General features: G+C 68.7%; 13 protein-coding genes. 1 reads left to right on the top strand and 12 read right to left on the bottom strand.

What is annotated here, in order from left to right; translation table 11 throughout:
• Window positions 1-269: 269 nt before the first annotated feature.
• The 11 genes from tssA to HLH45_RS03425 form a co-directional block, all read right to left on the bottom strand.
• Window positions 270-1,313 (bottom strand): type VI secretion system protein TssA, encoded by a 1,044-nt coding sequence (tssA, locus tag HLH45_RS03375; RefSeq protein ID WP_008571144.1) that lies wholly within the window; start codon window positions 1,311-1,313, stop codon window positions 270-272.
• A 49-nt stretch (window positions 1,314-1,362) separates the two neighbouring features.
• Window positions 1,363-9,546: a two-partner secretion domain-containing protein gene (locus HLH45_RS22115; RefSeq protein WP_046932143.1), complete on the bottom strand. Its 8,184-nt coding sequence runs from the start codon at window positions 9,544-9,546 to the stop codon at window positions 1,363-1,365.
• A gap of 11 nt (window positions 9,547-9,557) precedes the next feature.
• Window positions 9,558-11,234 (bottom strand): ShlB/FhaC/HecB family hemolysin secretion/activation protein, encoded by a 1,677-nt coding sequence (locus HLH45_RS03385; RefSeq protein WP_033478460.1) that lies wholly within the window; start codon window positions 11,232-11,234, stop codon window positions 9,558-9,560.
• Window positions 11,231-11,692, bottom strand: a complete 462-nt coding sequence (locus tag HLH45_RS03390) for a hypothetical protein (protein WP_033478461.1) — start codon at window positions 11,690-11,692, stop codon at window positions 11,231-11,233. The genes HLH45_RS03385 and HLH45_RS03390 overlap by 4 nt, the downstream gene beginning before the upstream one ends.
• Window positions 11,689-15,390: a bifunctional serine/threonine-protein kinase/formylglycine-generating enzyme family protein gene (locus HLH45_RS03395; protein ID WP_046932144.1), complete on the bottom strand. Its 3,702-nt coding sequence runs from the start codon at window positions 15,388-15,390 to the stop codon at window positions 11,689-11,691. The genes HLH45_RS03390 and HLH45_RS03395 overlap by 4 nt, the downstream gene beginning before the upstream one ends.
• A gap of 4 nt (window positions 15,391-15,394) precedes the next feature.
• Window positions 15,395-16,111, bottom strand: coding sequence for a PP2C family protein-serine/threonine phosphatase (locus HLH45_RS03400; RefSeq protein ID WP_008574082.1), 717 nt, complete (start codon window positions 16,109-16,111; stop codon window positions 15,395-15,397).
• A complete protein-coding gene (tagF, locus tag HLH45_RS03405; RefSeq protein WP_008574079.1) occupies window positions 16,108-16,683 on the bottom strand; it encodes a type VI secretion system-associated protein TagF in 576 nt (191 codons plus the stop codon). Before tagF ends, HLH45_RS03400 begins: the two co-directional genes overlap by 4 nt.
• Complete coding sequence (gene tssM, locus HLH45_RS03410) at window positions 16,680-20,210, bottom strand: type VI secretion system membrane subunit TssM (protein WP_046932147.1); 3,531 nt, start codon at window positions 20,208-20,210, stop codon at window positions 16,680-16,682. Before tssM ends, tagF begins: the two co-directional genes overlap by 4 nt.
• On the bottom strand, window positions 20,207-21,484 hold the full coding sequence (gene icmH, locus HLH45_RS03415; RefSeq protein WP_008571954.1) for a type IVB secretion system protein IcmH/DotU: 1,278 nt from the start codon (window positions 21,482-21,484) through the stop codon (window positions 20,207-20,209). The genes tssM and icmH overlap by 4 nt, the downstream gene beginning before the upstream one ends.
• Complete coding sequence (tssK, locus tag HLH45_RS03420) at window positions 21,466-22,800, bottom strand: type VI secretion system baseplate subunit TssK (protein WP_033478593.1); 1,335 nt, start codon at window positions 22,798-22,800, stop codon at window positions 21,466-21,468. Before tssK ends, icmH begins: the two co-directional genes overlap by 19 nt.
• Window positions 22,801-23,302: 502 nt before the next feature.
• Window positions 23,303-24,193, bottom strand: coding sequence for an aldo/keto reductase family oxidoreductase (locus HLH45_RS03425; protein ID WP_008571956.1), 891 nt, complete (start codon window positions 24,191-24,193; stop codon window positions 23,303-23,305).
• Window positions 24,194-24,442: 249 nt separating this feature from the next.
• Between HLH45_RS03425 and HLH45_RS03430 the strand changes: the two genes are divergently transcribed.
• A complete protein-coding gene (locus tag HLH45_RS03430; RefSeq protein ID WP_033478595.1) occupies window positions 24,443-25,324 on the top strand; it encodes a LysR family transcriptional regulator in 882 nt (293 codons plus the stop codon).
• Between the two features lie 58 nt (window positions 25,325-25,382).
• Here HLH45_RS03430 and tagH read toward each other — a convergent pair whose 3' ends face one another.
• Window positions 25,383-26,714, bottom strand: a complete 1,332-nt coding sequence (tagH, locus tag HLH45_RS03435) for a type VI secretion system-associated FHA domain protein TagH (RefSeq protein ID WP_008571959.1) — start codon at window positions 26,712-26,714, stop codon at window positions 25,383-25,385.
• Between the last annotated feature and the right edge of the window lie 279 nt (window positions 26,715-26,993).

Raw genomic sequence — 26,993 nt, forward strand, 5'->3', positions numbered from 1 at the left:
CCTTGGCCGAATTGCCGCCGTGCCCGGAGATGTCCCCTTGCGCACAGCGCGCCGCACACCCGCGTGGTGCGCTTGCGGTAGCGCTGACGATGGGCTGCCGGCATGCAGCGGTGCCCGGTGCTCTTTCACACGATTGGGCGCTACTCAACCGTGTTCACGATTGCTGGGCGCACCGCTCAGCGTGCCCTGCCTGTCCAGCGCAACCGCTGCTCGGCGTTCCCTGCCCGGCGGGACACCAGGTGCTCGGGTTTCTTGCCTGGCGATGCGGCTCAGGTTTCTTCCAGCGGGCCGGTGACGCGTTGCAGTTCGTCGATGCCGGCCGGGGCCAGCTCCTTCATCAGCGCCAGGAAATCGCAGCCGACCAGGCGTTGGGCGCGGCGCAGCAGCATCGGCACCGGGCTGGATGGTTCGTGCCGGGCGTAATAGGCGCAGATCTCTTCCAGCCGCCGCTTCACATCCTCGGGGCCGGCGATCTCGTCGTTGCGGCGGGTGGCACTGGTTGCCGTGGCGGCGGCGTGGCCCTCGCCGGCAGCCTGCTCACCGTCTTCAGTGACCGCAAGGACGCCCTGCCGCGCTTGCCAATGCGGCAGTACGAAGCGCTCCAGATCGCGCAGGTCGGTCAGCAGCGGCCGCAGGTCCGGCGCAGCGGTGCCGACGCGCTCGCTCAGCAGCGCATCGATCGCGCGCGCCTGCCGCAGCGCCTCGGCAATGGCCTGGGCGGAGGTGGCCAGCGTTTCCGGCGCGCAGTCCTGGCAGCAGGCTTCGATTTCGGCCAGGCTGGGGCCGCTCTGGCCGTCGGGCAGCTTGATGCTGCCGTTGGCCACGCGCAGATCGCGCAGGCTGAAGCGGCCCAGCCGCGGCGACTGCACGAACGCGGTGGTGCGCAGCGCACCGAGCAGGCCCATCGGGTCGCTGAGGCCGACCAGCGCATTGATGCGCGAGGTCGGGTCGTTGTCGTCGTCGGCATCCAGCTGCGGATGCACGCTGTCCCAATGACGCTCGAGCAGGCCGTGGATCAACGCCAACGCATCGGCCCAGCCCGGCAGGCCGCGCAGGCGCAACCAGGCGGCGCCGAGCTTGCCGGCCACGCGCAGGTCGCGGCTGCGCCGGCTCAGCTCCAGCGCCAGCGCCTGCACCTTGTCCCAGTCCGGTTCTTCGGCGGCGATGACGCTCTCGCCCAGCGAGCGCTCGGCGCGGGCCGACGATTCGCGCTCCAGGCGCAGGAATTCCGGGTCGTATTCCAGATCCGGTCCGGCCGGGGCGTCGTCGCCGAGCGGCGCCAGCAGGGTCTCCAGGGAACTGTCGTCTTGCATGGCACGGCCTCCATCGGGGAAGCCGCCGCGGTGGGCGGCGGCAGGCAGGTCACTCGGGATTGCAGACGGCATCCGGGTCGCCGGCGTCGCAGGCCGGCTGCTGGTCGTCGGGCAACCGCAGGCCGGGGCGGACCAGGCCGAAGGCGCGGTACGGGGTACCGCTGGCCGACAGGTCCACGAAGGCCACGGTGCGGCTGGCCGAACTCTGCGCACGGCCGGCAAACGCCGAGGCCGGCACATTGAAGCCGGAGCCGCCGGCCAGATCGAGCAGGCTGCCGTCGACCGTCGTGGCGTTGAAATACGCCGGCGGCGCGCCGATCGCCGCCACGGTCTGGGTGCCGGTACCGATCACATAGATCGGGTTCTGCTGCGTACCGATCTGGCCGGTGGCGGCAAAGGTGCCGGTGCCGTTGCGCAGCGGCGCACGGCCGTCCTGGAACAGATTGCCGCGGACCGACAGGAACATCGCGCTGTTGCCGGCATCCACGCTGTAGCTGCTGCCATTGGCCAGCACCAGCAGCAGGTCGCCGCCGTTGGTGAAGCTGAACCCATTGCTGGCGACGAAGTCGCCCAGGCGTACGACACGGTTGTCGACGAAACCGGCCGCATCGCCCAGCACCACCGCGCCGCCTGCGCTACCGCTGAGCAGGCCGGCGGTGATCGAACTGCCGGCGCGCTGGCGGATGCCGGCAGCGGCCTGCAACCAGCTGGTGGCGCCGCTGAGCTGGCCGCTCAGCTGCAGCTCGCCGCCGCTGCGCAGGCGCAGCGAGGGGCCGCCGTCGACGCGGCCGCTGACCAGCAGCGAGCGATTGCTGACCAGATCCAGGCCTTGCGCGCTGAAGTCGCCGAGCGCGTCGATGGCGTTGCCACTGCCGGTGAGCGTGACCGCCCCGGCGGCATTGCCGCCGAGCTGACCGGCGCGCAGGTTGCCGGCGTTCTGGGTGATCGCCCCGCCGCTGCTCAAGGCCACGCTGGCGCCTTCAACGTCGTGACCGAGTGCCACGCCGGTGCCGCCGCGCAGGGCGATGGCGTTGGCGCTGAGCGCGCCAGCGGTGGTGAGCTGGCCACCGGCCTGCAGACGCAGGGCATCGCTGGCTTGCGCAGTCGCCGCCAGGTCGTTGCGATCGACGATGGCGATGCTGCTGCCGCGCGCCTGCACCGTGCCCTGGAAATCGTTACCGGCCGCATCCAGCACGATCGCACCGGTGCCGGCATCGAGCACGCTGTTGCCCGCCACGGTCAGCGCGCCTTGCTGGGTAATGCCGGCAGCGGTGGCCGCAGGCACGGCGATCGCCTGGGCAACGATCGTGTTGGCCTGGGCCGTTGCTGCACTCCCGCTGCGTGCCACCAGCGCACCGCCGACGCGCCCCTGGCCCAGATCCAGGCCGGCGCCGCTGGCGACATCCAGTGCATCGACCTCCAGATTGCCCAAGACCAGCGCATTGCGATCGCGCACGCTGGCCGCGCCGCCGCTCAGGCTCACCGCCGCCTGGAAATCGTTGTCGGCATCGGTCAATGCAATGGCAGCGCCACTGCTGTTGATGCGGGTAATGCCAGTGACGGTCAACGCGCCGCTCTGGGTGACGGCGCCGCCACTGCTGGCCGCATCCAGATCGCCATCGACCAGGCCAACGCCCAGATTCAGCGCGCCGCTGTTACGGACCTGCAGGTCGCCGGTGTTGAGCGTGCCCAGGGTCAAGGCATTGGCATCGCGCACGCTGCTGGCCCCGCCGCTCAGGGTGAGCAGGCCCTGGAAGTCGTTACCCGCCGCCTCCAGGGTGATGGCGCCGCTGCCGGCATCGACCGTGGTGTCGCCTGCGACGAGCAACGCGCCACCGGTCTGGGTGATGGCGGCATTGGTGCTGTTCAAGCGCAGCGCGTTGCCTGCCGTGAGCGTGTTGCTCAGCGCGATGCCATTGGCGCCGGTCAGTTGCACCGTGCCACCGCGCAAGGCGCCGGCGGTGCGCAAGGTGCCGCCGTTGGCTGTCAGCGTCAGCGCGCCGGTGCCGGTGTCGATCTGGCTGGCCGGCAGGTTCAAGTCACCGCCGGCGACCAGCGAGATCGCCGCGTTGGCACCGCTGCGCACCGCAGCGATGCTGAGGTCGTTGCGATCCTGCACGGCGATGGCATTGCCGGTGAGCGCAACCGCGCCGACGAAGTCGTTGTTGGCATCGGTCAAGGCGATGTCGCCACTGCCGGCATTCAAGCTGGATGCACCGCCGACCGACAAACCGCCGCTCTGGGTGATCGCTGCATTGCCGCTGGTGCCGTTCAACGCGCCACGCACCACCCCGTTACCGAGATTCAATGCGCCACTGCTGTTGGCGGTGAGTGCATTGGTGGACAGCGTGCCGAAACTGAGCGCGTTGCCGGCGATCTGCACGTCGCCTGCCGTGAGATTGACCACGCCGTTGAAGGTGTTGCCCGCGGTATTGAGCGTGACGTTGCCACTGCCTGCATTGACGGTGGTGGTGGTGCCAACATCGAGTGCCGCGGCGGTCTGCGTGATCGCGGTGTTGCTGCTGCTCAGCGACAGCGCGTCTGTGGTGGTGATGGTGTGGCCGATGGTGAGACCGTCGCGTGCGGACAGGGTGACGTTGCGGCCGCGCAAGTCGCCGCCGGTGCTCATGCTGCCGCCATTGGCGATCAGGGCAAGATCGGCGGTGCCGGTGTCCAGGTCCTGCACGGAGAGGTTCAGTGCGCCGCCGGCGGTCAACGCGATGGTGCCGTTGGCACCGGCGTTCAAGGCATTGATGGTGAGGTTGCCGCGATCGGCCACCGTGATGCCGGTGCCGGTGAGACGGATGCCGGCGCCAAAGCGGTTGCTGCCGTTGTTGAGCGCGATGCTGGCGCTACCGGCATCGACGGTGCTGGTGCCCACCACGTCGAGTGCGCCGGCGTTCTGCACGATGGCGGCGTTGGTGCTGCGCAGGGCGAGCGTGTTGGCGGTGACGGTGTGGCCCAGAGTCAGGCCGTCGCGTCCGAACAGCGTCACGTTGTTGCCACCCAGGGCTGCGGCCGTGCTCAGTGCGCCGCCGTTCGATGCCAGGGTCAGGTTGCTGTTGCCGACCGCGATAGCCTGCGACGGCAGGCTCAAGGTACCGCCGGCGGTCACTGCAACACTGCCGTTGCCGGTGCTGGTCAATGCGGCAAGACTGAGGTTGTCGCTGTCGGTCACGCCAATACCGTTGCCGGTCAGGCTGACGCTGTTGAAGTTATTGGCGGCTTGCAGCAACGAGATCGCACCGGTGCCCGCATCGACCGTGGTGGCGCCGCTGACCAGCAGTGCGCCGCCGCTTTGCGTAATCGCGGCATTGCTGCTGGCAAGCGACAACGTGCGCGCGGTGATGTTCTGGCTCAAGGCCAAGCCGCTGTTGGCGCGCAGGCTCACTTCGTCGCCAAGCAGTGCGGCAGACAGGCTCAGGCTGTTGGCGATCAGGTTGATATCGCCGCTGCCGTTGTTCAACGTCGTGCCTGGCAGGATCAGGTTGCCGCCGGCGGTCAGCGCGATCGTGCCGCCGTTGTTGCTGGTCAACGCCGAGAGCGTGAGATCGTTGCTGTCGCGCACCGCGATGCCGGCGCCGGTCAGGCTCATGCTGCCCTGGAAGTCGTTGCTGCCGTCGATCAGCGCGATGGCGCCGCTGCCGGCATTGAGGGCGGTGGCGGCATCGACGATCAGTCCGCCGGCCTGGCCGATGGCGCCATTGCCGCTGCTCGCAGCAAGGGTGCCGGCAACGCGGCCGCTTCCCAGGTTCAATGCGCCGTTGCTGGTGGCGGTGAGGTTGGCGGTGTTCAGCGTGCCCAGCGTCAACGTGCTGCTGTCGCGGATCGACACCTCGTTGCCGGTCAGGCTCACTGCACCGCCGAAGTGATTGCCGGCACTGCCCAACGCGATCGCGCCGGAGCCGGTGTTGAAGCTGGAGGTCGAACCGATGCGCAAGGCGCCTGCGGTCTGATTGATCGCACCGTTGCTGGTGGACACCACCAAGGTGCTGCTGTCGATGCTGGTCGCCAACGTCAGTGCGTTGGCGCTGAACAGCGAGACCGCATTGCCGGCGAGATCGCCGCCCAATGTCAGCGTGCCGTTTTCTGCGCGCAGCGTCAGGTCATCGCTGCTGGTCAATCCGCTGCCGGGCAGCGTGAGCGAGTTGCGTGCGGTGAGCGCGATGGTGCCGGCTCCACCGTTGTTGAGCGAGACCACGCTGAGATCGTTCGCATCGACCACCGCGATATTGCGGCCGGTCAGTGCAAGGCCGTTCCTGAAGTCGTTATCGCGTGCGAGCGAAATGGCGCCGTTGCCGGCATCGACGGTGGCAAGGCCGCCGACGTCGAGCACCCCTGCATTCTGGAAGATCGCGTTGGTGGTGGCAGTCAGGCCCAGGCTGCCACTGGCGGTGACGTTGTGATTGAGCACGATGCCATCGCGGCCGCTCAGGCTCACGTTGCCGCCATTCAAGCTGCCGTTCGTGCTCACTACGCCGCCATTGGCGATCAGGCTGAGCGCGCCGGTGCCGGTGCTGAGGTTTTGCGTGGGCAGCGTGAGCGCGCCGCCGGCTGTCAGGGCGATGGCGCCATTGGTGCCGTTGCTGATCGAGGAGATGCGCAGATCGTCACGATCGACCACGCTGATGCCGGTACCGGTGAGGCTGACGCCGCTGCGGAAATCGTTGCTGCCGTCGGTCAGCGCGATGGCGCCGCTGCCGGCGTTGAGGGTGGTGGCGGCATCGACGATCAGTCCGCCGGCCTGGCCGATGGCGCCATTGCCGCTGCTCGCAGCCAGGGTGCCGGCAACGCGGCCGCTGCCCAGGTTCAATCCGCCGTTGCTGGTGGCAGTGAGGTTGCCGGTGTTGAGCGTGCCCAGCGTCAGCGCGCCGCTGTCGCTGATCGACACGCCGTTGCCGGTCAGGCTCACTGCGCCGACGAAGTGATTGCCCGCGCTGCCCAGTGCCAGCGCGCCGGTGCCGGCGTTGAAGCTGGAGGTCGAACCGATGCGCAAGGCGCCTGCGGTCTGGTTGATCGCGCCGTTGTTGGTGGACACCGACAAGGTGCTGCTGTCGATGCTGGTCGCCAGCGTGAGTGCGTTGGCGCTGAACAGTGACACCGCATTGCCGACCAGATTGCCGCCCAATGTGAGGGTGCCGCTGTCTGCGCGCAGCGTCAGGTTGTCGGTGCTGGTCAATCCGCTGGCAGGCAGCGTGAGCGAGTTGCCTGCCGTGAGTGCGATGGCGCCGGCGCCACCGTTGTTGAGCGAGACCACGCTGAGGTCGTTCGCATCGGCCACTGCGATATTGCGGCCGGTCAATGCAATGCCGTTCATGAAGTCGTTATCGCCTGTGAGCGAAACGGCGCCGTTGCCGGCATTGACGGTGGCCAGCCCGCCAACGTCGAGCACGCCCGCGTTCTGAGTGATTGCGGCGTTGGTGGCAGTCAGGCCCAGGATACCGCCGGCGGTGACGGTGTGATTGAGCGCCACGCCATCGCGCGCGCTCAGGCTGACGTTGCCGCCGCTCAAGGTGCCGAGCGTACTCAAGGCACCGCCATTGGCGACCAGGCTGAGTGCGCCGGTGCCGGTGGAAAGATTCTGCGTGGGCAGCGTGAGCGCGCCGCCGGCTGTCAGGGCGATGGCGCCATTGGTGCCGTTGCTGATCGAGGCGACGCTTAGATCGTCGCGATCGACCACGCTGATGCCGGTGCCGGTGAGGCTGACGCTGCTGCGGAAATCGTTGCTGCCGTCGGTCAGCGCGATGGCGCCGTTGCCGGCGTTGAGGGTGGCGCTGCCATCGACGATCAGTCCGGCGCTCTGGCTGATGGCGCCATTGCCACTGGTTGCATCCAGGGTGCCGCGGACGCTGCCGCTGCCCAGGTTCAACGCACCATTGCCGGTGGCGGTGAGGCTGCCGGTATTCAGCGCACCCAGCGTCAGCGCGCCAGTGTCGGCGATGCGCGTGTCGCCGCCGGTCAGCGTCACCACGCCCTGGAAATCGTTGGTCGCTTCATCCAGTTCGATGGCGCCGGTTCCGGCATTGACGGTGCTGGTGCCGGTGGCGGTCACGCTGCCGGCGGTCTGGGTGATCGCGCTGTTGGTGGTGGTCAGTGCCAGCGTGCCGCTTGCTGTGACGTCATGCCCCAGAGTCATGCCGGCAGTGCCTGTGAGGTCCACGTTCGTGCCGGCCAACGCGGCGCGCGTGGTGAGGCTGCCGCCGCTGGACAGGGTGAGGTTGGCGCTGCCGGTGTTGATCGCCGTTGCCGGCAAGGTCAATGCACCGCTGGCACGCAGCGACAGCGCGCTGTTGTTGCCAAGATTCAGGGTGCCGATGGCCAGATTGCCGGCAGCGTTCAACGAGATACCGCGACCGGTGGCGCTGACCAGATCGCCAAAGGCGTTGCCGCTGTTGTTCAGGGTGATCGCACCGGTGCCGGCAGTGAGGTTGCTGGTGCCGACGATGGTCAGGAAGTTACCGGCCGACTGGGTGATCGCGCCGTTGTTGCTGGTGGCGAGCAAGGCACCGCCCACCCGGCCGCTGCCCAGGTTCAACGCGCCGTTGCTGATGGCGGTGAGATCGTTGACGTTCACCGCACCCAGTGTCAGCGCGCCGCTGTCGCTGATGCGCGTGTTGCCGCCGGTCAGCGCCACCACGCCCTGGAAGTCGTTGCCTGCGCCGTCCAGCGTGATGGCACCGGTTCCGGCATTGATGGTGCTGGTGCCGGTGGTGGCCACGCTGCCGGCGGTCTGGGTGACCGCGTTGTTGGTGGCGGTCAACTTCAGCGTGCCGCTTGCCGTGACGTCATGCGCCAGCGCGATGCCGCCGCGACCGGTGAGGTCCACGTTCGTCCCGGTCAGCGTGGCGCGCGTGCTGAGGCTGCCGCCGCTGGACAGGGTGAGGTTGGCGCTGCCGGTGTTGATCGCCGTTGTCGGCAAGGTCAATGCGCCGGTGGCACTCAACGACAGCGCACTGTTGCTGTCGAGGTTCAACGTGCCGATCGAGAGATTGCCTGCCGCGTTCACGGCAATGCCGTTGCCGCTGGCGCTGAACAGGCCACCGAAGGTGTTGCCGCCGTTGGTCAGCGAAAGCGCACTGCCGGACTGCAGGAATTGGCTGGTGCCCGTCACCGCCAGCGCACCGGATTGGGACAACGCGACCGTGTTGGTCAGGCTGAGGTTGCCGCCTACATCCAGGTTGCCGAGGCCGCTGATCTTGTTGGCGCCGCTGAAGGTGGCACTGCCACCGATAAAGCCACCCAGGCTGCCGGCGGTGTAGATGCCGGTCTGTTGCACGCCGCGACCGGTGCTCAGGGTGATCGCCCCGGTGCCGGCATCGATGCTGCCGCCGCCGGCGACGTCGAAGCTGCCACCGCCGGAGGCGATGAGCGACACGCTGCCGTCGGGGCCATTGGACAGCGACGCCGCACGAATGGTGCCGCTGTTGTTGATGAGTCGATCGAAGATGCCTTGCGCCGCGCGCGCCTGCAGCTGGATCGCGCCGCCTGGCGCGCTCAGGGTGCCGGAATTGTCCACCGCTTCGGTCGCCAGACTCAGCTGCAGCGGCTTGTCGATCAGCACGCCGAAGCCGCCGCTTTCGAACGTCAGCGTGGCTGCGTCGGCACCGGCGAGCGTGATGTTGCCGGCGGTGGCGGTGATGGTGCCGCTGTTGGACGCCCGGCCGCCGATCAACACGGCCGACCCGGCAGCGGCGTTGATGGTGCCGCTGTTGATGACCTGCGCCACGGTCGTGCCGCCGGCATCCAGGCTGTAGTCGCCGCTCATGAACTTGGACACGGTGGTGCCCAGCGTACTGACCACCAGGCCGCCGACATTGATGTTGGCGGTGTTGCCGATCAATACGCCGTTGCTGTTGAGCAGGAACACCTGCCCGTTGGCGTTGATGTTGCCGTAGATCTGCGTCGGGTTGCCGCTCTGCACCAGGTTGAGCACCACCGAACTGGCGCTGGGCTGGTTGAAGATCATCGTCGCCGACGAGCCGATGTCGAACGCCGACCAGGTCAGCGCCATGCGCGAGGAGGTCTGGTCGACGGTCCGGCTGCTGCCGTTGACGGCATTGATGGTGCCGGTGCCGCCGGCGATGCTGCCGCCGGTCGGCAGCTGGTTGGCCGCCACCTGGGCCAGGCCGCTGACCGGCATGGCCATCAGGGCAGCTGCCAGCGCAACGGCCAGCGGGCAGTGACGCAACGGGAGCGTGCGCGGCGAGGTCGCGGTATGGATGGTGGCGTGCATGCGCAGATCCCTCAGAAAGTGAAGCCGAAACGCGTGTAGATGCGGGCGTCGTCGCGTCCGTCGGAGGCATCGCGCGCACCGGTCGGAAGCGCGGCGCTGATGCGCCACTCGAAATTGGCGTACTGCGGCAAGCGGAAGGTCAGGCCCACGCCGGCGGCATCGAAACTGGCCGGCGCCAGGCGGCCATTGGCGGCGAACACGCGGGCGTGGTCGGCGAAAACATCCAGCTCCAGCAATTCGCGCCAGGGCCGGCCATTGAACGGCGATGCGGCATCGGCAAAACCGGGGGCATCGATGTGGTATTCGAGCGCGGTGTAATACCCGCGGTCGCCCAATGCATCGGAGACCGGATAGGCGCGCACGCTGTCGGGCCCACCGACAGCGAACTGCTCCATCGGGGTCAGCGTGTCGTCGCTGTATTGGCCGTTGAACTTGAAGTACAGCCGCTGCGTGCGGGTGAGGTATTGCAGGCGCGTGTAGGCCAGCCGCGCGATGGTGAAATAGCTGTCGCGACCGGGGCTGATCTGGTCCACCGGCGCCGAGCGGTCGCGCAAGGATTGCCGCACGCTCCCCTGCAGCAGATCCACACCGCGCCAGCGCAGGTCGGTGCGCCGCAACGACAGGCCCAGTTCGGCGACATCGAACTGCTGGTCGGACAACTGCATGCCCAGCGCGCTGAGCTTGGATTGCTCGCGCAGATAGCGCGCCGAGCCCTGCAGCTGCAGCGTTTCGGTGTTGATGAATTTCCAGTCGGCGCCGGTGTAGACGATGGAGGTCGGCCCCTTCAGGCCAAGCCGGGCGAACACGCCGTTGCGCACTTCCAGTTCGCTGCGGCTGGCGCCCACCACCGCGCTCAGGCCGGACACGCTGCCGATCGGCAGGCCATAGGACAGCGCGCCGATCTGGCTCTGCCGCGGCGCCAGCGAATAGGCGTAGTTGGCGGCGAACACATCGCCCAGGCGGAGCGGACTATTCCAGGTGATGCCGGCCTGGGCGCGATAACGGCCGGTCAGCTCGGTGCCGTAGTTGTTGCCGCCCAGGGTGATCACATACGGGCGGGCGGCCTCGCTGGCGACCAGCACCACGTCGGTCTCGCCTTCCTTCTGGCCCGGCTGCAGCACCGACGACACCGACACGCCCGGCAGATCGCGCGCATACAACAGCGCGGTGTCCACGTCCTGCTTGCGTAGCGGGCGGCCCTGCAGCTGGCGCAGCGGTGCCGACAATGCATTGCCGCGGTAGCGTGCGGCGCCCTGCACGCTGATCTGGCCGATGCGCCCTTCCAGCACGCGGATGTCGATCAGTTGGTCGGGGCCCGGCGTCTGCGCCGGCAGATAGGCCGTGCTGACGATGAAGCCGGCCTGCCGGTAGGCGCGGGTGACCGCATCGGCGACCGCCTGCAATTGATCGAAGCGCAATGCCACCACCGGCTGGCCCTGGGCCAGCTCGGCGAAGGCAGCGTCGGCCACGGCCTGCATGCGGGCCGGGTCGATGCCGGCTTCCGGGTAGTGGCCCACATCGCGCACGCGAAAGCCGCGCACCTGCACGGTGACCGCCTCGGTCCGGTCCCTCATGGCCGGCACCGCCGCTGCCGACTGCGCAGCAGCCGTGGCATCGGTCGGCGACTGCGCCCACCCAGGTGCGGCCAGCAGTAGGCACGCGGACACCGCCGCGGCCAGACACGTCATACGCATACGTCCATTTCCCCTGAGACCATCCGGTGTTGCGCATGGCCGACGTGTCCCGCTGCGCACGCAGGCGCCACGGCGGCGACTGCACGGCGATCGGCGTGTCTGACCTCGCCCCTTGCTGAACGTCGATCAAACCCCGACGTACATTTATGCAATGTTAGCAAGATTATTGAGATGAGCATCACGATTATGAAGACCGCTGCCACCTGACTGCGCAGTTTGCGTGCGACCGGATGCCCCGACAGCGGGCCCGGCCGGGCAGCAGGCGAACTCGGCAAGGCGTTGCGCAGGGTCACTCCCTGGGTCTGGCGGGCGGCGTCCAGTACGCGCCGACGGCGTGCGCGGTACTGCTCGCGGTCGAGTTGGCCCTGCTGATGCGCCAACGCCAGCGCCTGCAGCTGCGCATTGGCCGGGTGCGCAGCGGCAGCGGTGGGCGACGGCGGGGCGGCGCTCACGGCAGCTCCCGCAGCACGCGCAGGCCCACGTCCGGTTGCGCCGAGCCGTTGTCGGCGCGGCTGGCCTGCACCGTGCAATCGGACCAGTAGCTGGAAAAACTTCCGCCGCGGGCCTGCACGCCTGTTCCGGTCGATACCCATTCCCAGACATTGCCGGTGAGATTGATCAGGCCCCAGGGATTGGCATCGCGCCCGCGTGCCGACACCGGTGCGCGCGCGGCATCGCCGGCACTGGCGTTGGGCGGCACGCAATTGCTGTCTTCGGCCTGCCGCCAGTTGCTGGCCGCCTGCGCGGCATGCAGCCACTCGGCATCGCTGGGCAGCCGGTACCGCCAGCCGCCGCTGCCGATGGTGAGCCAGCGCAGATAGGCGCGCGCCAGGGTCAGGCTGATATTGCGCACCGGCGCGCGCGCCAGCTCCGGGGTGGCGGCGGCCTGGGCGGTACAGCGGCCGGTGGCCTGGCAGAACAGGTTGAAATCGGCCACCGCCACTTCGCCGCGCGACAACGCGTACGGCTTGCCGCCGGCGATGGCCGGGATCACCACCAGCATCGGCCCGCGGGTCTGCCCGAGTGTGTCGAAGCACGCCGCAGCACGCCCGGCCAGGCCGGCGCAGGGATCCGGGCCGGTAGGCACCGGCGGCAGGCTGTCGGTATCGTCCGCGTTGGCGGGCAATGCCGCAGCGGCGGGGTCGCGCGCAGTCGTTGGGGTGGCGGCGGGCTTGGCAGCGGATTTGCCGCGCGCCGGTCTTGCGCCGGCGGCCGGCGCAGCTGTCTCGGTGGCGCCGCCCGGCGACACGCTGGCGTCGGCCGGCGCATCGGCGGCGGGCGCGCGTTGCAGACGGGCCGACAACGAGCCTTCCGGCAATTGGCCGGCCGCCTTCATCTGCGCCTCCAATTGCGCCAGCGCGGTGGCGTCGGTGCGATAGAGCGTTTGCAGGCGCCCGGCGAGTTGCTGGCGTTCGCCGGGCGCCAGCGTGCCCGCGGTCATCACTGCGGCGGCCACCGCATAACGGGTTTGCGCGCTGCGCAGTTCGTCGCGCTGGCCGAGTGTCTGCAGCCCTTGCCTCAGCAGGTCGGCCGCCTGGGCGTATCGCCCGTGTGCGAACGCATCGCCGGCGGTGTTGCGATACACCTGCGAGAGCAGTTGCGGGCCTTCGCTACGCAACAACGGATGGTCCGGTTGCAGGGTGCGGATGCGCGCCAGCGCATCGCGGGTCTTGCCCAGATCGTTGGCGGCGGCGGCGCGGCGCAGCGACTCGATCCGCGCGGCCAGTTCGGACTCGGCGCTTTCGCGTGCCAACGCTTGTTCGAGCTGGTGCTCCAGCGTCTGCAGGCGTGTGCGCTGGGCCAGCAGGCCGGCCGATTGCGGGGCCACGCCCAGGCCGACATCCACCAGCGCCTGCGCGCCAGCCAGCTGTGCGGGGTCGCTTTGTGCGGCAACCGCCGTGCTGATGGCCTCGGCCAGCGCGCTGCCCTGGCTGCTGCGCTCGGCCGCCGGCAGTGCGGCCAGTGCGGCGTCGATACGCGCGCGCCAGGCCGGGTCGGTGCTGGGGTTGGCCAGATCGGCAGCCAGTGCCTTGCGCGCGCTGTCGGCATCGCGCGGCGCGGCGGCAACCGGCGTGCGTTTGGCTTGCTGCTCGGCCACGCCGACCTCGGCGCTGCGCAACTGCAGGCGCAACGAGTCCGGAAACGCTGCGCGCGCCTGTTCTACTTCGGTCCGCGCGGTGGTGAGTTGCCCGGCCGCCACCGCCTGCGCGATGGCCGCGTCCAGGCGTACTTCCAGTGCGGAATGGCGCAGCAGGCTGCTGCCCGGATCGATGCGGCGCACCTGGTCGAGCGTGGCCAGTGCGTTGTCGGGCTGGGTGCGGAACAACAGCCCGGCATCGAGCTGGCGATTGAGTGTGGTGTCGAGCGCGTTGAGGCGTTGGTTCTTTTCGCGCTCGATGGCCTGGCGACGCGCATCCAGCGCGGGCGAATACAGCCGCAGCCGGTCGCGCAAGGCGAACACCTGCAACGCGCCGCGGTAATCGTCGCGGCCGTTGGCCGGATTCCACAGCGCGTCCAGGCGGCGCAGCAGGAAATCTTCGATGAGGTCGCTGCGGTCCATCAGCACGCGCCGGCGGTCATCTGCGCTCAGGCTGGACAGCGCCTGCATGACCTGGGTTTCGTCGCGGTACTGCTGCGGGTCCTGCGCACCGAAGCGTGCGATGACCTCATCCAGATGGCGCTGATGCAGATAACGCGATGCGCCCCACCCGCCCACGCCGACCAGCGCGAGCGCGGTGGCGCCATAGCCGATCAACGGCAGCGCGCGCTCGCGCAGCGGCACCTGGCGCAGGCCGTCGAGCAGTTGGTCCACGCGCGTGAGCCGCTGCGCAGCCGGGAATGCCACGGCCGCGCACAACGTGGCGTACTGGCGACGGGTCAGGCCCGGCACCGGCGGCGGGCGGCGGCCTTCGCGCAGCGCCACTTCGGCACTGAGTTTGTCGAATGGGTGCTTGCCGGTCAGCAATTCGAAACACACGCAGCCCAGCGCGTACAGATCGTCGGCCGGGGTGGGCGCCTGTCCGCGGATCATTTCCAGGCTGGCATAGGCCGGCGTCAATGCGCCCAGCGTGGCCGCATCGAACACGGTCTGTTCGCCGGCGACATCGGCCGCATGCTTGCCGGCGCGTGCGATGCCGAAATCGAACACCTTGGCCACGCCATCGCGGGTGACCATGACGTTGCCGGGCTTGAAATCCGAATGCACGATGCCGGCCGCGTGCGCGCGCATCAGCGCCCGGCCCATGCCCTCGATCAGCGGCCAGGCCTGCTTGAGCGGCATGCCGTTGTAGGCCTGTTCGCGGATCAGCGTTTTCAGGTCGCAACCGTCGATGTATTCCATGGTCATGAAGACCAGGGTGCGATCCTTGTCGAAGTCGTACACGCGCACGATGTTGTCGTGGGCCAGCTTCTGCGAGCGGCGCGCTTCGCGCTGCAGGGCGACCAGTGCGTCGGGATGGCGGCGGAACTCGTCGCTGAGCACTTTGACCGCCAGCCACGGGTCGCGGTCGCGTGCTTCCACCTTGCGTTCGTCGCGGGCCAGATACACCACCCCCATGCCGCCGCGGCCGAGTTCGCGTTCGAGCTGGAAGCGGCCCTTGAGCAGGCTGCCAACACCGGCATGATCGCCACCGGTAGCTTCGGCCAGGTGCTGCCAGCTGGACAGGCTGGCGGTACCGGCCGTACCGGTGCCGGTGCCCGTGCCGGTCTGCGTGCCGAGGTGGGTGGGCGTGCCCAGCCCCAGGCTGGTGAGGCTGGGCGCATCGCCGGGCAGGGGCTGCGCCGGTTGCACGCGGGTGATGTCGTCTTCGACCACGCGCGCCGGGCCGGGTCGTGGCATCACCACGGTGGCATCGTCGTCGACCATCGTTGGCGTGGGTATTGGCTGCTGCGTTGGCGTTGGCGACGGGGCAGGCGCAGGCGCAATCGCACGATCGCGCAACGCATCCAGCCGGCTCACCAGCGTGGTCACGGTGGCATCGTCGAGCAGGTGCTGGCGTTGCAGCGTCCACAGCGTTTCCACCCCGGCACGGTATTCGGCCTCCGGTACCGCGGCGCGCTTGCCCAGCGCGGCCAGGACGGCATTGAGGTCGAGCGCGCCGCGGCGCATGGCGGTGACCAGTTCGGTCACGGTGGCGGTGTCTTCGTGCATGCACTTACTCCTGCAGGCGGACGACGACGGCGGTGACGTTGTCGCGTGCCGCCCTCCCCATCGCCAATTCGAACAGACGCGCCAGCAGCGCGCGTGGATCGCCGAAGCGATGGCATTCGGCATCCAGCTCCGGGTCCGGGATTTCCTTGTTGATGCCGTCGCTGCACAGCAGAAACTGCGTGCCCGGCAGGCTCGGCATCAGCACCCAATCGACGAACAGCGGCTCTTGCGCACCCACCGCGCGCGTGAGCACGCCGGCCGCCGCGGCGCTGGCGTGTGCGCTGCCGAACTGGGTGACATCGTCGCGCACGCCGTGCACGTGGTCGCGGGTGAGCTGGCGCAGCGGGCCGCCATGCTGCGCGTAGATGCGGCTGTCGCCGACCCAGCCGCACAGCATGAAATCCGGGTCGTGCACCAGCACCACCACGGTAGTGGCGATCATGTCCACGCGGCGCTCGCGCGCAACCTGCAGCAGCTCGCGATTGATCTGCGCCAGGGTGTCGTCGATGGCATCCAGGAAATCGCACAGGTCGGCCGGGCGCACCAATGCGCTCAGCCGCTGCACCAGCAGCTGGCTGGCGTAATCGCCGGCGCTGTGGCCACCCAGGCCATCGGCCACCACCCAGAGGCCGGCGTCTTCGCGCAGCAGCAAGGCATCTTCGTTGAGCCGGCGCACCTTGCCGGTTTCGGTGTGCCCGGCCGATTGGTAGGGCGCGCTCATCGGGTCACCTCGGTGATGTCCTGCTCGGCCAGCAACCACTCCAGATACATCTGGGCGGTGGGCAGCCCGTCGATCGATTGCGCGGCCGCGCCCAACCGCCACCACAGCGATTGGCCGGGCGCCGGTACATGCGTGCTGGAAGGCGCGGCCGGCACGCCGAGCGCGCGCAGCGCGGCATCGAATCCGGCCGCATCGGTGCGTGCGCGCAAGCTGCGGCCCAGGCACGCAGCCACCGCGCCGAACCATGCCGCCGACGGCAGGCACAGGTGCGGCAACGGCATTGCCACGGTCAGCGGAAAACAGCGCCCCACGCGGTCTTCGCCCGGGCCGAGCAGGCCGGCCCAGGCCTGCGCGCCGCACACGCCCGGCCCCAACGCAAACGCGCGCAGGCCGCTGTTGCGATACGCGCCAGGCCAGTGCTGCCCGAGTTGCTGGCGCGCCGTGTCCAGGCAGTTGGCGAACTGCAGGTCCCACGGCTGCACGAAGCTGGCCGGCAGGCGCCGCTGCACGAAGTCGCCCACGCCGGGCAACTTGCCGTGGAAACCGAGTGGTTCGTGCGCCGGCATGCTCATCGGCCGCACGCGAAGTGCTGGACGTCGCTGTCCAGAAACGGGTGGCGCAGGTTGCCGGCCCGCAGCGGCACCTGCACGTCGTGGCCGCCAAGCGCGAAGCGGGCGACAAAGCGCAGGTCCGACGGGTTTTCCAGGTGCCCGGCCTGCAGCGCGCGGAACAGCGCCCAATCGCCCTGGTAGTCCAGCGTACCCAGCGCCACGCCATCGGCGCCGAAGGCGGCGATGGACACATGCCCCGGCACCGGCCCGGGCCAGATCATCGGCATGCTTTGCGCCGCGCCGGGCTGGTAGTCGTAGCGCTGGCCTTCGATATCCAGCGTCAGCCGGGTCACGCCTTCGCCCAGCGTGGGCGCCAGCACGGTAAAGCCGATCTGCGGCGTGGGCCCGCCGCGAAAATATTTCTGCCGGATCCGCTGCGCCAGTTGCAGTTGCACCGGCAGACCGGGCGCGCCGATGACCGCGTCCGGGCCATCCTTCCAGCGCCATTGCGGGGACTGGGTGTCCAGCAGCGGTTTGACGGTGCCGGTATACAGCGCATCCAGACGCCCGCCGCTACCGAACAACTCGCCGAAATTCTGCAGCGGGATCTCCACCTGCGCCTGCGGATCGAACGGGTAGCGGCCGCGCACGAAATCCGTGCACACCTCGCCCACCGATTGCCTGACCTGCGCATCCAGCGCGGCGCGTGCGCCCTGGGTCATCAAGGTGGCGCTGCTGCCGGCCAGGCTCTGCAGCCAGTCGGTCACCGGCGGCGGCAGTTGCGCCATTTCCTGCCGGGCCAATGCCAGTTGCGCGTTGGCCGCCGCGGCATCGCCGCCGCCCTGGGAAATCACTAGCAATTGCTTGCCGAGCTGATCGAGCACGCTCAGCAGATGGTCCAGCGGCGTGCTGCCAGGCGCGCCTGCGGCCAAGGCGTTGAGCGCCAGAAAATGCTCGCTGATCGCCGCACCCGGTGCCGGCGCTGCAGCTGCGCCACCCTCGGCGGGCGTGGCCAGCGCGGCGCTCATCGCCGCCCCGCCGGGGAGTTTGGCCGCGGCGGCAGTCGCCTTGGTGCCTGCCGAGTTGGCGGCAGCCGCCAACGCGCGCTGCGCGGGGTCTACCGGTGGTGCGCGGTCCATTGCCTGGGTGTGCTCGCCGACCACGCCCAGCAGCAGCCGCAGCGGCGAACTGGGCCCGGCCAGCTTGGCGGCCGTGGCGCTGGCACCGGCCAGATCGGCCGACGGGCGCAGTTGCAGATCGGCCAGCAACGCATCCCAGTAACGGATGTAATCGGCCGTGTAGCGCTGCCCCACTTCGCGCACCAGCGTGGCCTTGGCGGACGCATCCAGCGCCGCACCGCCGAAGACCCAATCGTCGCGGCCGAAGCGTTCCACCGCCTGGCCGATGCCATCGCGTTGCAACGCGGCGAATACCGGCTGGGTGTACAGCGCCGGCACCGGGGTGGACAACGCCGTGCCACTGCGGCGCACGAAGGTGTCGGCCAGCAGGCCCAGCGCTTTATCCAGCCGCAACGGCGTGCCGTCCGGCGGGGTCAGCAACAGGTTGCCGTAGATCAGTGTCGATAGGTCGGCGGCGCGCAGGCTGGCGCGCGCCTGGGCGATGCGCTGATTGTCCAGCGACAGCGCACGCACGCGCGTGGGCGAATCGAGCACGGCCTGCAGATGCGCACCCAGCGCCTGCTGCAATGCCGGCTCGCGCGGGAACAATTTTGCCGCTTCGATGGCGGCCAGCGCGCTGAGTTGCGCCGGGTCCAGATGCTGCGGCTGGCCCAGCATCAGATAGCCCTTGAGCGTGTAGTACAGCGCCTGCGGTGCCTGTGCGTTATCGACCAGACCGGTGCGCAGGCGCACCGCCAAGGCCGGCAACAAGGTGGCGTTGAGCTGACGCAGGTAGCCGGCCTGCACTTGCTCGCCCACCGCCTGGCCCTGGAACAACCCCATGCGCAACGACCACGGCGCGCCGGCGCGATACTGCTGCGCCACCTTCACCACCGCCTGCGTGGCATCGGCTTGCTGCAGGGTGCGCGCGACGTACTCGGGCATGCCGGTGGCGGCATTGGGATCGGGCACTGCCGGCCGCGCGTCCAGTGCAGCGCGTACCTGATGCAGGTACGCACGGTTGCCCACGTAGCTGAGCCCCAGCCCGGCCAGCACTGCGCCGGTGAGCAGCGCCACACCCGCGTACGCGGCGGCCTGCAACCACGCCCTGCGGCGCTGCCGGGTGGGCGGGGTATTGGCCAGGCCGGATTCGCGCAGCACCACCTCGCGCAGCAGCCGCTCGACGAAAAAGGTGCGACGTTGCGCGCCCGGCGCCTGCACGCGCGCTTCTTCTAGGCCGAAGGTGCGCGCCACCGCGCCCATCATGCGGTCGATCGGCGTGCCGTCCTGCGTGCCGGAGGTGAAGTACACCCCGCGCAGCAACGGTGCCGGGCCATACGCATTGCCGGCGAAGGTGCCTTCGACGAATTGCCGCGCACGCTCGCCGAGTGCGGCAACCTGTTGCGGAAACGACAGGATCGCCGCACGCCGCAGACGGTCGCGTTCCAGGTGCAGGCGTTCGAACAGGCGCGCGCTCAGCTGCTGCTGCAGCACGCCGAACTCGTCGGCGAACCTGCGCGCCGCCTGCCCGTCCAGGGTCTGCGCCAGCGCAAACGTCATGCCCCACACCTGGTTGCGCTGCGCCGGTGTCAGATCGTCGAAGAACTCGCCAAAGCCGCCGATCAGATCGCACTTGGTGAAGATCAGATACACCGGCACGCTGGCCTGCAACTGCTCGGCCAGTTCGTCCAGGCGGCGGCGGATCGCCTGCATGTGGGTGTCGCGCTCGGCATCGTCGAGCAGCAACAGGTCCGACATGCTCATCGTCACCAACACGCCGTTGAGCGGGCGGCGCGGGCGATAGCGTCGCAGCAGGCGCAGGAAATCGCGCCACGCGCCGGCATCCACCGCCTGGTCCGAATCCTGCGTGGTATAGCGCCCGGCGGTGTCCAGCAACACCGCTTCGTCGGTGAACCACCATTCGCAATCGCGGGTGCCGCCGACGCCGCGCAACGCCGCATCGCCCATGCGCGCAGCCAGCGGAAACTGCAGGCCCGAATGTTGCAGCAAGGTGCTCTTGCCCGAACCGGGCGGGCCGATCAGCGCATACCACGGCAGCGTGTACAGATCGGCGCCGCCGCGCCGCTTGCGTAGCAACTGGATCGCCTGCTGGAAGCGCGCCTGCAGCTGCGCGCGTTCCTGCCCGCTGCGCAGCTCGCGGTCGTCGTCGCGGCCCGGCGCCGCCAGCGCGCTGGACAAGGTCGCCGCACGTGCCTGCGTGCGCCAGCGGCGCAGCGCCAGCACGCCCACCCACACCACCACCAGCAACACGATCGCCAGCAGCCGCGCCGCCACGCTGCTCAGCGGGCTCCAGCCGGCCAGCGCCACATACGGCCCACCCGCCCACAGCAGCACCGACAGCAGGCACAGCGCCAGCAGGCCAACCACCACCGTTGCGCTCAGCTTGGACAACAGCGTCTTCATCGTCATTCCCCAGGCTGGAACAGGATCTCCACGCGGCGATTGCGCGCGCGGTTGGCCGGCAATTGCACTGGCCGTGCGATCGGTTGCGAATCGCCAGCGCCAATGGCGTCCACCCGCCCCGGCGTACTCAGCTGCGCCTGCAACACTTGCGCAAGCGCCTGCGCACGTGCGGCCGACAAGGCGTAGTTGTCCTGGAAGCGCAGCGAGCGCACCGGCACGTCATCGGTGTGCCCGACCACGATCACCCGCCCTGGCAATTGCTCGATGGCCGCTGCAATCTGCGCGATCAAGCCGCGCTGCTGCGGCTCCACCTCCACCCCGCCGGAGGCGAACATCGCCGCGCTGCTCAGGCGCACGCGCGTCTGCCCGTCGGCCTGTTCGTCCACGCGCAGCAGGCCGGCGCGTTCCTGCGCGGAGAGCAACTGCTTGAGCCGCACCGGCGGCGGCGGCACGGGCGCAGCGTCCGGTGGCGTGGCCGGCGCAATGCCCCATTGGGCAGCCTGCGCACTGATCGGTGCGGACAGGCTGTTCAAACGCGCCTGCAACCACACGAACGCCACCACCACCACGCTCACCCCCAGCAACGCAGCCGCCCACACCGGCAGATAGCGGCCCAGCCGGCGGCGGTCTTCCACCCCGCGCCAACGCGGGGCCAGGCTGTCCGGCGCCGGGCCGCGCGCCGCACGGATGCGGCGATAGACATCGTCCTGGATGGCCGCCAGCGTCACCATGCCGCCGGACTCGATCTGGTAGCGGCCGACGAACCCCAGCGCCAGGCAGAGGTACATCAGCTCGATCAAGTCCAGATGCCGTGGCACATCGGCGCACAAGCGCTCCAGGATCTGGAAGAACTTGGCGCCGCCGTACGATTCGCTGTGGAAAGTCACCAGCAAGGTCTTCTGCGACCAGCCGCTGCGCTCGCCCCACGGCGCATTGAGCACCGCTTCGTCCAGCAGCGCGCACAACACGTAGCGCGCGGCGGTGACCGCCTCCACCGGCGCGCCGCCATCGCGTGCACGTTGTTCGAAGCGGCGCACCTGCGCCATCACCTGCTCGCGCAGGCGGGCCACATCGGGCGATTGCGCACTGTGGCGCAACTGCACCGCCAACAGCAGCAGCGGCGTGGCGGCCTGCACCAACGGGTTGACGCTGCGGCCCAGCAGTTCGCTGATGTCGGTATCTTCGCTGGGCACGCCGCCCTCTGCGGCCGGCAGCGGTGCGGCGTAGGCAGGCGCCAGATCGGCAACAGGTCGGCTCATGCTCAGCTCCGGATCGCCCACAGTTGCAGGTCCAGCCCGGCGAATTCGCTGCCGAAGTGGAATGCGATGCCGCCGGAGGTCTTCAGCGTTCGCCACAACGCTGCGCTCTTGTCGAATTCGAAATACAGATAGCCGGCGTGATACGGAATCTGTCGCGGCGCCACCGGCATGGGCGTGGCCACGATGCCGGGCAACTGCAGATTGACCAGATCGCGAATCTGCTCCACCGGCCCGATCTTGGCGTGCGCGGGCAATTGCCGGCGCAACTCTTCGCTGGGCATGTCGGCCTTGGCCGCGAGCACGAACGCTGCGCTGTCGAGCAGGCCCGGGTCCGGCACCATCGCCACCCACACGCCGAACTTGCGCGCCTGGATCGGCAGCGGCGTGGCGGTCTGTTCCAGCACTGCGCTCAGGCTGCTGCGCAGGGCGCCGATCACCGGCTCGAAACTGTCCTGCTGCGAATCGTGCCGATAGGCGGGCCATGCAGGGGGGCGCTTGCCGGCAGCGGTGAACGTGCTCAATTCGCCGGCCAGCGCCACCAGGGCACGGAACAGCTCTTCCGGATGCGCCAATGGCGCGGCGGCCCAATGCGCCATCTGCGGCTGCCAACGGTTGACCAGCTGCAGCAGCAGAAAGTCTGCGATATCGGCAGCACCGCCGCGATCGGTCAGCGTCACGCGCGATGCCAGCGCCTCCCCGCGCTGATGCAACAGGCCGAGCAATTCGGTGAGAAACGTGGTCAAGCGCGGCGCCGCCAGGCACACCATCGCGCTGGGAATGAAATGCGGGTCCAGCACCACCTGGCGGTCGGCGCGCGTCTCGATGATGCGCGCCACCGCGATGCGGTCCAGCCCTTCCAACGGCTGCGAGTGCGGCAGCAACCGCGTGCTCAACCCGCCGACTTCCATCAACACCGCTTCGCTGGTGCTACCGGAGGCGTCGTTGCTCTCGGTCTCGCGCACGCGGTAGCGAAACAGCTGATCGGCCGGCGATTCCGGGCGCCCCAGTTCGGGTTGCGCCGGCACCCGCAGCGGCACGGTGAGATAGACGATCTGGTCGCGGCAAGTGGGCTCGACCTCCAGCGCCACCGGCAGCGGGTCGTCGCCCGGCATGGCGAAGGGCGTGCCATCGGCGAACACGCCACGCGCACGACGCAGGCCCAGCTTGCCGACCGCCAGCAGATCGGTCTCCCATTCCAGCTCGCTCACGCCCCAGGCATGCGGCCGCAACCGCGCCGCACGCAGGTCGACGTAGCGCTCCAGGTAGCGTTCCTGCTGCTGCAGATGCTGCGGGCGCAGGAACAGCCCTTCGCTCCACACGACCTTGTTGTTCTGCATGATCCACCCGCTGAGAAAAAGGTCGGCCACCGATGCAGCGCACAGGCGTCCACACCGCGTTGCATGCGACTGCCAGGCATGCCTGCAGGAACGCCTGCGCGCTGCGTTGTCGGGTGCATTGAGCTGCGTTGCACGCGGCACGCCCGGCGGTCATTGCCGACGCAAGCGCCGCACCGCCGATGCGTGTCGGTGGAGCGATTCTGCGGCGCACCCAAGGTGGTCACCCGTCAAAACGTCTCAGGCGCCGTGCCCTGTCGGACAGGCGCCAACGCATGCGCCGCTGCCGTCAGCCGGTCACGTTGCGGTCATTGGGCGAGACGTTGGGCTGTGGGGCGCTGGCCGTGAGAGCAGGCCAGCGGTGTCGATGCGGCAGGCGCATCGTGGAGCGGCCAACAAGACCTCGCGAGTCGTCTGGGCGGCGTGGATGGTGCGTAGGCACCCGCCTGGCGATTGCGCGGAGACGGGTTGGCCGATCTCCATCGGCATGTTGCCACCCACCTTCCTATTGAGCGCCACTGGCCTCGGCAGCGATGCCATCGAGCGTTGCGACCTGCTCGGCCGACAGGCTCAGCTCGGCGGATGCGAAGTTCTCGCGCAGGTGCGGCACCGACGATGTTCCCGCGATGACCAGGATGTTGGGCGAGCGCTGCAGCAGCCATGCAAGTGCAACCTGCTTCGGCGTCGCGCCTACCTGCCTGGCAACGCCCGACAGCAGCTCCGACTGCAGGGGCGAAAAGCCGCCGAGCGGAAAGAACGGAACATAGGCCACACCCTGTTGCGCGAGCATCTCGATGAAGGCGTCGTCGTCGCGCTTGACCAGGTTGTACTGGTTTTGAACGCAGACGATGCTGGCCAGTGTTTGCGCTTGTTCGAACTGTCGCGCAGTGACGTTGCTCAAGCCGATGTGGCGTACGAGGCCCTCGCGTTGCAGCTCGGCCAGGCACGCGACCGGTTCGGCGATCGAACGCTCGTCGGTGTCCATTGCCGTGCCCAGCCTTACGTTGACCACGTCCAGTGTCTCCAGGCCGAGGCTCTGCAGGTTTTCATGCACCTGCCGCCTCAGGCTTGCAGGCGACACATCGATATTCCACGAAGCATCGGGGCCACGGCTGAAACCGATCTTGGTCACGATGACCAGATCGCTGCGATAGGGATGCAGTGCTTCGCGGATGAGTGCGTTGGACACATCGGGTCCGTAGAACTGCGCGGTGTCGATGTGGTTGGCGCCCAGGGCGATTGCTTCGCGCAACACCGACAAGGCCGATGCCTTGTCGGCCGGAGGTCCCCAGACATGCGGTCCGGGTAACTGCATGGTTCCGTAACCCATCCGATTGATGGCAAGGGTGGTGCCGGGCAGGGTCAATGTGCCGCCAAGGGGCTTGCCGCTGTTCATGGGAATCCTTTTGGTGTGTATCCGGGTGATGTGCCAAACCGCCGCGTGTGTTGGGACACGCCGAGATTGCGACGGGATCTTTCGCGTGGCTTGAAGAAGCAAGAAGCAACGCGGGACGTGCGCTGCGGCGACTACGTGGCCGCTGCCGCGGCGCAAGGGAACTGTACGTAGGCCACCCTTGTGCGACAATCCGGCACAAAGCGGACGGGCCGTACGGATTGCCGAACAATGAGCGGTCACCTGGCAGACATGGAGGCTTTCGTGCGCGTGGCGCGCGCGGGAGGGTTTCGAGAAGCCGCCAAGAGCGCGGGTGTGAGCGCATCGACCTATAGCGATGCGATCAAGCGCATGGAGGCATCGCTCGGCGTGCGGCTGTTCAACCGCACCACACGCAGCGTGGTGCTCACCGATGCAGGCAATGCGTTGTTGGCACGCATCGCGCCCGCCTTGCTGGAACTGGAGAACGCCAGGGAGGTGGTCAGCGCCTTTCGTGATACGCCGACCGGCACGCTGCGGCTGAACGTGCCGGTCAGTGCCGCGCGCCTGGTGCTGCCGAGGATCCTGCCGGCGTTTATGGCGGCGTACCCGGACATCACGCTGGAGATCCTGACCGAAGAAAGTTTTGTCGACGTGATCGCCGCACGCTGCGACGCCGGCATCCGCTATGGCGAACGGCTGCAGCAGGACATGGTGGCCATCCCGATCGGCCCGCGCGTGCAACGCATCGCAACGGCGGCTGCGCCAGGCTACCTGGACCGGCGCGGACGCCCCACCCACCCGCGGGAACTCGTTGCCCACGACTGCATCCGCGGGCGCTTCCCAAGCGGCGTCATTGCAGAGTGGGAGTTCGAGCGCGACGGTGAAGTGGTCACCATCGTTCCGCAGGGGCAATTGCTGGTGGAGATCGGCGGCGGGATCGAGCTGGCGATCCAGGCGGCGATCGCCGGAAGCGGCATCCTGCATCTGTTCGAACAATGGCTGCAGCCGCAGTTCGACGCAGGTGTGCTTGAACCCATCCTGCGCCCGTGGTGGCAGCCATTCCAGGGCCCGTACCTGTACTACCCCAATCGCACCCTCACACCGCCGGCGCTGCGCGCCTTCATCGAGTTCGTCAAGACTCTGCCTGAATAGCGCGCCGGCAACGCCGCCGGTGTGCCCGTGCAGACGGGATGCGATTGGATGAAGCGTTCTAGATCCCGCGCCCCGCCGGCTGCCGCCGTGCCGATTTCAGGCGCGCCAGTTGCGCTTCGTAGGCACGCGCGAACTCATCGCCGAACAGGCGACGGAAGCATTCGTCCGGGTCGCTGCGTAGCTGCTCGAAGTTGTCGCGGTAACGCTCCCAGTAACGCCCCTTGCCACCGAAACTCAGGCGCTTGCCGCCGGCGTCGGCTTCCTGCTCCAGGCGGTCCGGGCTGAAGTGGAACAGCATGGCGTCGAAGGCCGCGCGCATGCCGGCCAGCATCGCCATCTGATGGCAGCGGATATCGTCGAAGGCATCTTCGAACGCTGGCACGCCGGACAGAAACGACGCGCTTGGCGGTGCGAGCAACTTCTGCAGCGCATCTTCGGCGGTGGCGGCGAACTTGAGCGGATTGTTCTCCGAGCGCTGGATCACCGTGACCGGCAGCCGGAAAGTGTTCTTGATCTCTGCGCGTGCACGCAGCACGTCCATGACGCCGTCGACCACGATGGCGAAGATGCGATCCAGCTCCGGCGGCACCGTCGTTGCCGCCGATGCTGCGGCTGCAACCGGCGCCGCCGGCGGCGTGAATGGCGAAGCCACCGGCGCGGCCATGGGCGATACCGCAGGCAATGGCGCGGGTGGCGCAAAATCGCCAAGCGTCATGTCCCAGTTTTCCGGCAAGGTGGCACGTGCATCGGGACTGGCCGGCGGACGGAAATGGTCGTGGCGGGCGTTGCTCTGATTCCACGCGCTGGGGCTGGCATCGCGCGCCGGCGCAGGCAACGGGTCGAGCAGGCGCAACGGATCCAGCTCGCGGGATGCGCCGCCCAGCAGCAGATCGTCCAACACTGCGTCCACCGCAGGCCGCGCCGCAGGCGGCGTGCCGAACTCCAGCAGATCGAAGCCCGCTGTGGCGGAGGGGGCACGCAACGTCGACGGCGGTGGCGCAACCTGGGTGCGGTCGTCCATCGCATCTGGCAGCGGGTCGAATACCGGTGTTGCCGGCGATGCTGCGGCCAGCGATTGGACCTGCACCTGGATCTCGAAGCTGTCCAGCTGCAGGCGGTCGCCATCGCTGAGCGCGGACGGGTCCGCACGCGTCAGCGCAGTGCCGTTGAGCGACATGCCGTTGGTGCTGCGGTCTTCGATGAAATACATCCCGTTGAGGAAGCGCACCACCGCATGCGTGCGCGAGACACCGGGCGCGGCCAGGATCCAATCGCTTTCGTCGGAGCGGCCGATGCTGCCGCCGGTTCCGGCAAAGCGCTTCTGCGCGCTGGCGCCGAACTGCGCGGCCTGCGCGCCGCTGACGGTGGGAATCAACTGCGAACTGGACACGCCATGGACTCCTGCATACGGTGATCGGAAGGTGCGACTGGCATGGGTGTATGTCGGCAGAAAACGCTGCGTGCGTCATTGCCGGTGGAGTGCATGCGGCAAACGGACATCGCCTGCGCTGGAGCACAGTCGCAAAAGCTGATCGCCGTGCGCCCCCGCGCTGTCGGTTCGGCACCGAGGCTTCTTCTGGTGCTGCAGCTTGGCGTGTGTGCCGCATCCAACCATGCTTTGGAACACCAGCTGCGTCTCGCGCAGTTGGCGCCGATGCCGCGCCCACGA

The organism is Xanthomonas euvesicatoria, from assembly GCF_013112235.1.
Classification (GTDB): domain Bacteria; phylum Pseudomonadota; class Gammaproteobacteria; order Xanthomonadales; family Xanthomonadaceae; genus Xanthomonas; species Xanthomonas euvesicatoria.

Bases quoted from the DNA above. Each gene is read 5' to 3' on its own strand.
- tssA (WP_008571144.1), bottom strand. From the start codon at position 1,313: ATGCAAGACGACAGTTCCCTGGAGACCCTGCTGGCGCCGCTCGGCGAC.
- HLH45_RS22115 (WP_046932143.1), bottom strand. From the start codon at position 9,546: ATGCACGCCACCATCCATACCGCGACCTCGCCGCGCACGCTCCCGTTG.
- HLH45_RS03385 (WP_033478460.1), bottom strand. From the start codon at position 11,234: ATGACGTGTCTGGCCGCGGCGGTGTCCGCGTGCCTACTGCTGGCCGCA.
- HLH45_RS03395 (WP_046932144.1), bottom strand. From the start codon at position 15,390: ATGCACGAAGACACCGCCACCGTGACCGAACTGGTCACCGCCATGCGC.
- HLH45_RS03400 (WP_008574082.1), bottom strand. From the start codon at position 16,111: ATGAGCGCGCCCTACCAATCGGCCGGGCACACCGAAACCGGCAAGGTG.
- tagF (WP_008574079.1), bottom strand. From the start codon at position 16,683: ATGAGCATGCCGGCGCACGAACCACTCGGTTTCCACGGCAAGTTGCCC.
- tssM (WP_046932147.1), bottom strand. From the start codon at position 20,210: ATGACGATGAAGACGCTGTTGTCCAAGCTGAGCGCAACGGTGGTGGTT.
- tssK (WP_033478593.1), bottom strand. From the start codon at position 22,800: ATGCAGAACAACAAGGTCGTGTGGAGCGAAGGGCTGTTCCTGCGCCCG.
- HLH45_RS03425 (WP_008571956.1), bottom strand. From the start codon at position 24,193: ATGAACAGCGGCAAGCCCCTTGGCGGCACATTGACCCTGCCCGGCACC.
- HLH45_RS03430 (WP_033478595.1), top strand. From the start codon at position 24,443: ATGGAGGCTTTCGTGCGCGTGGCGCGCGCGGGAGGGTTTCGAGAAGCC.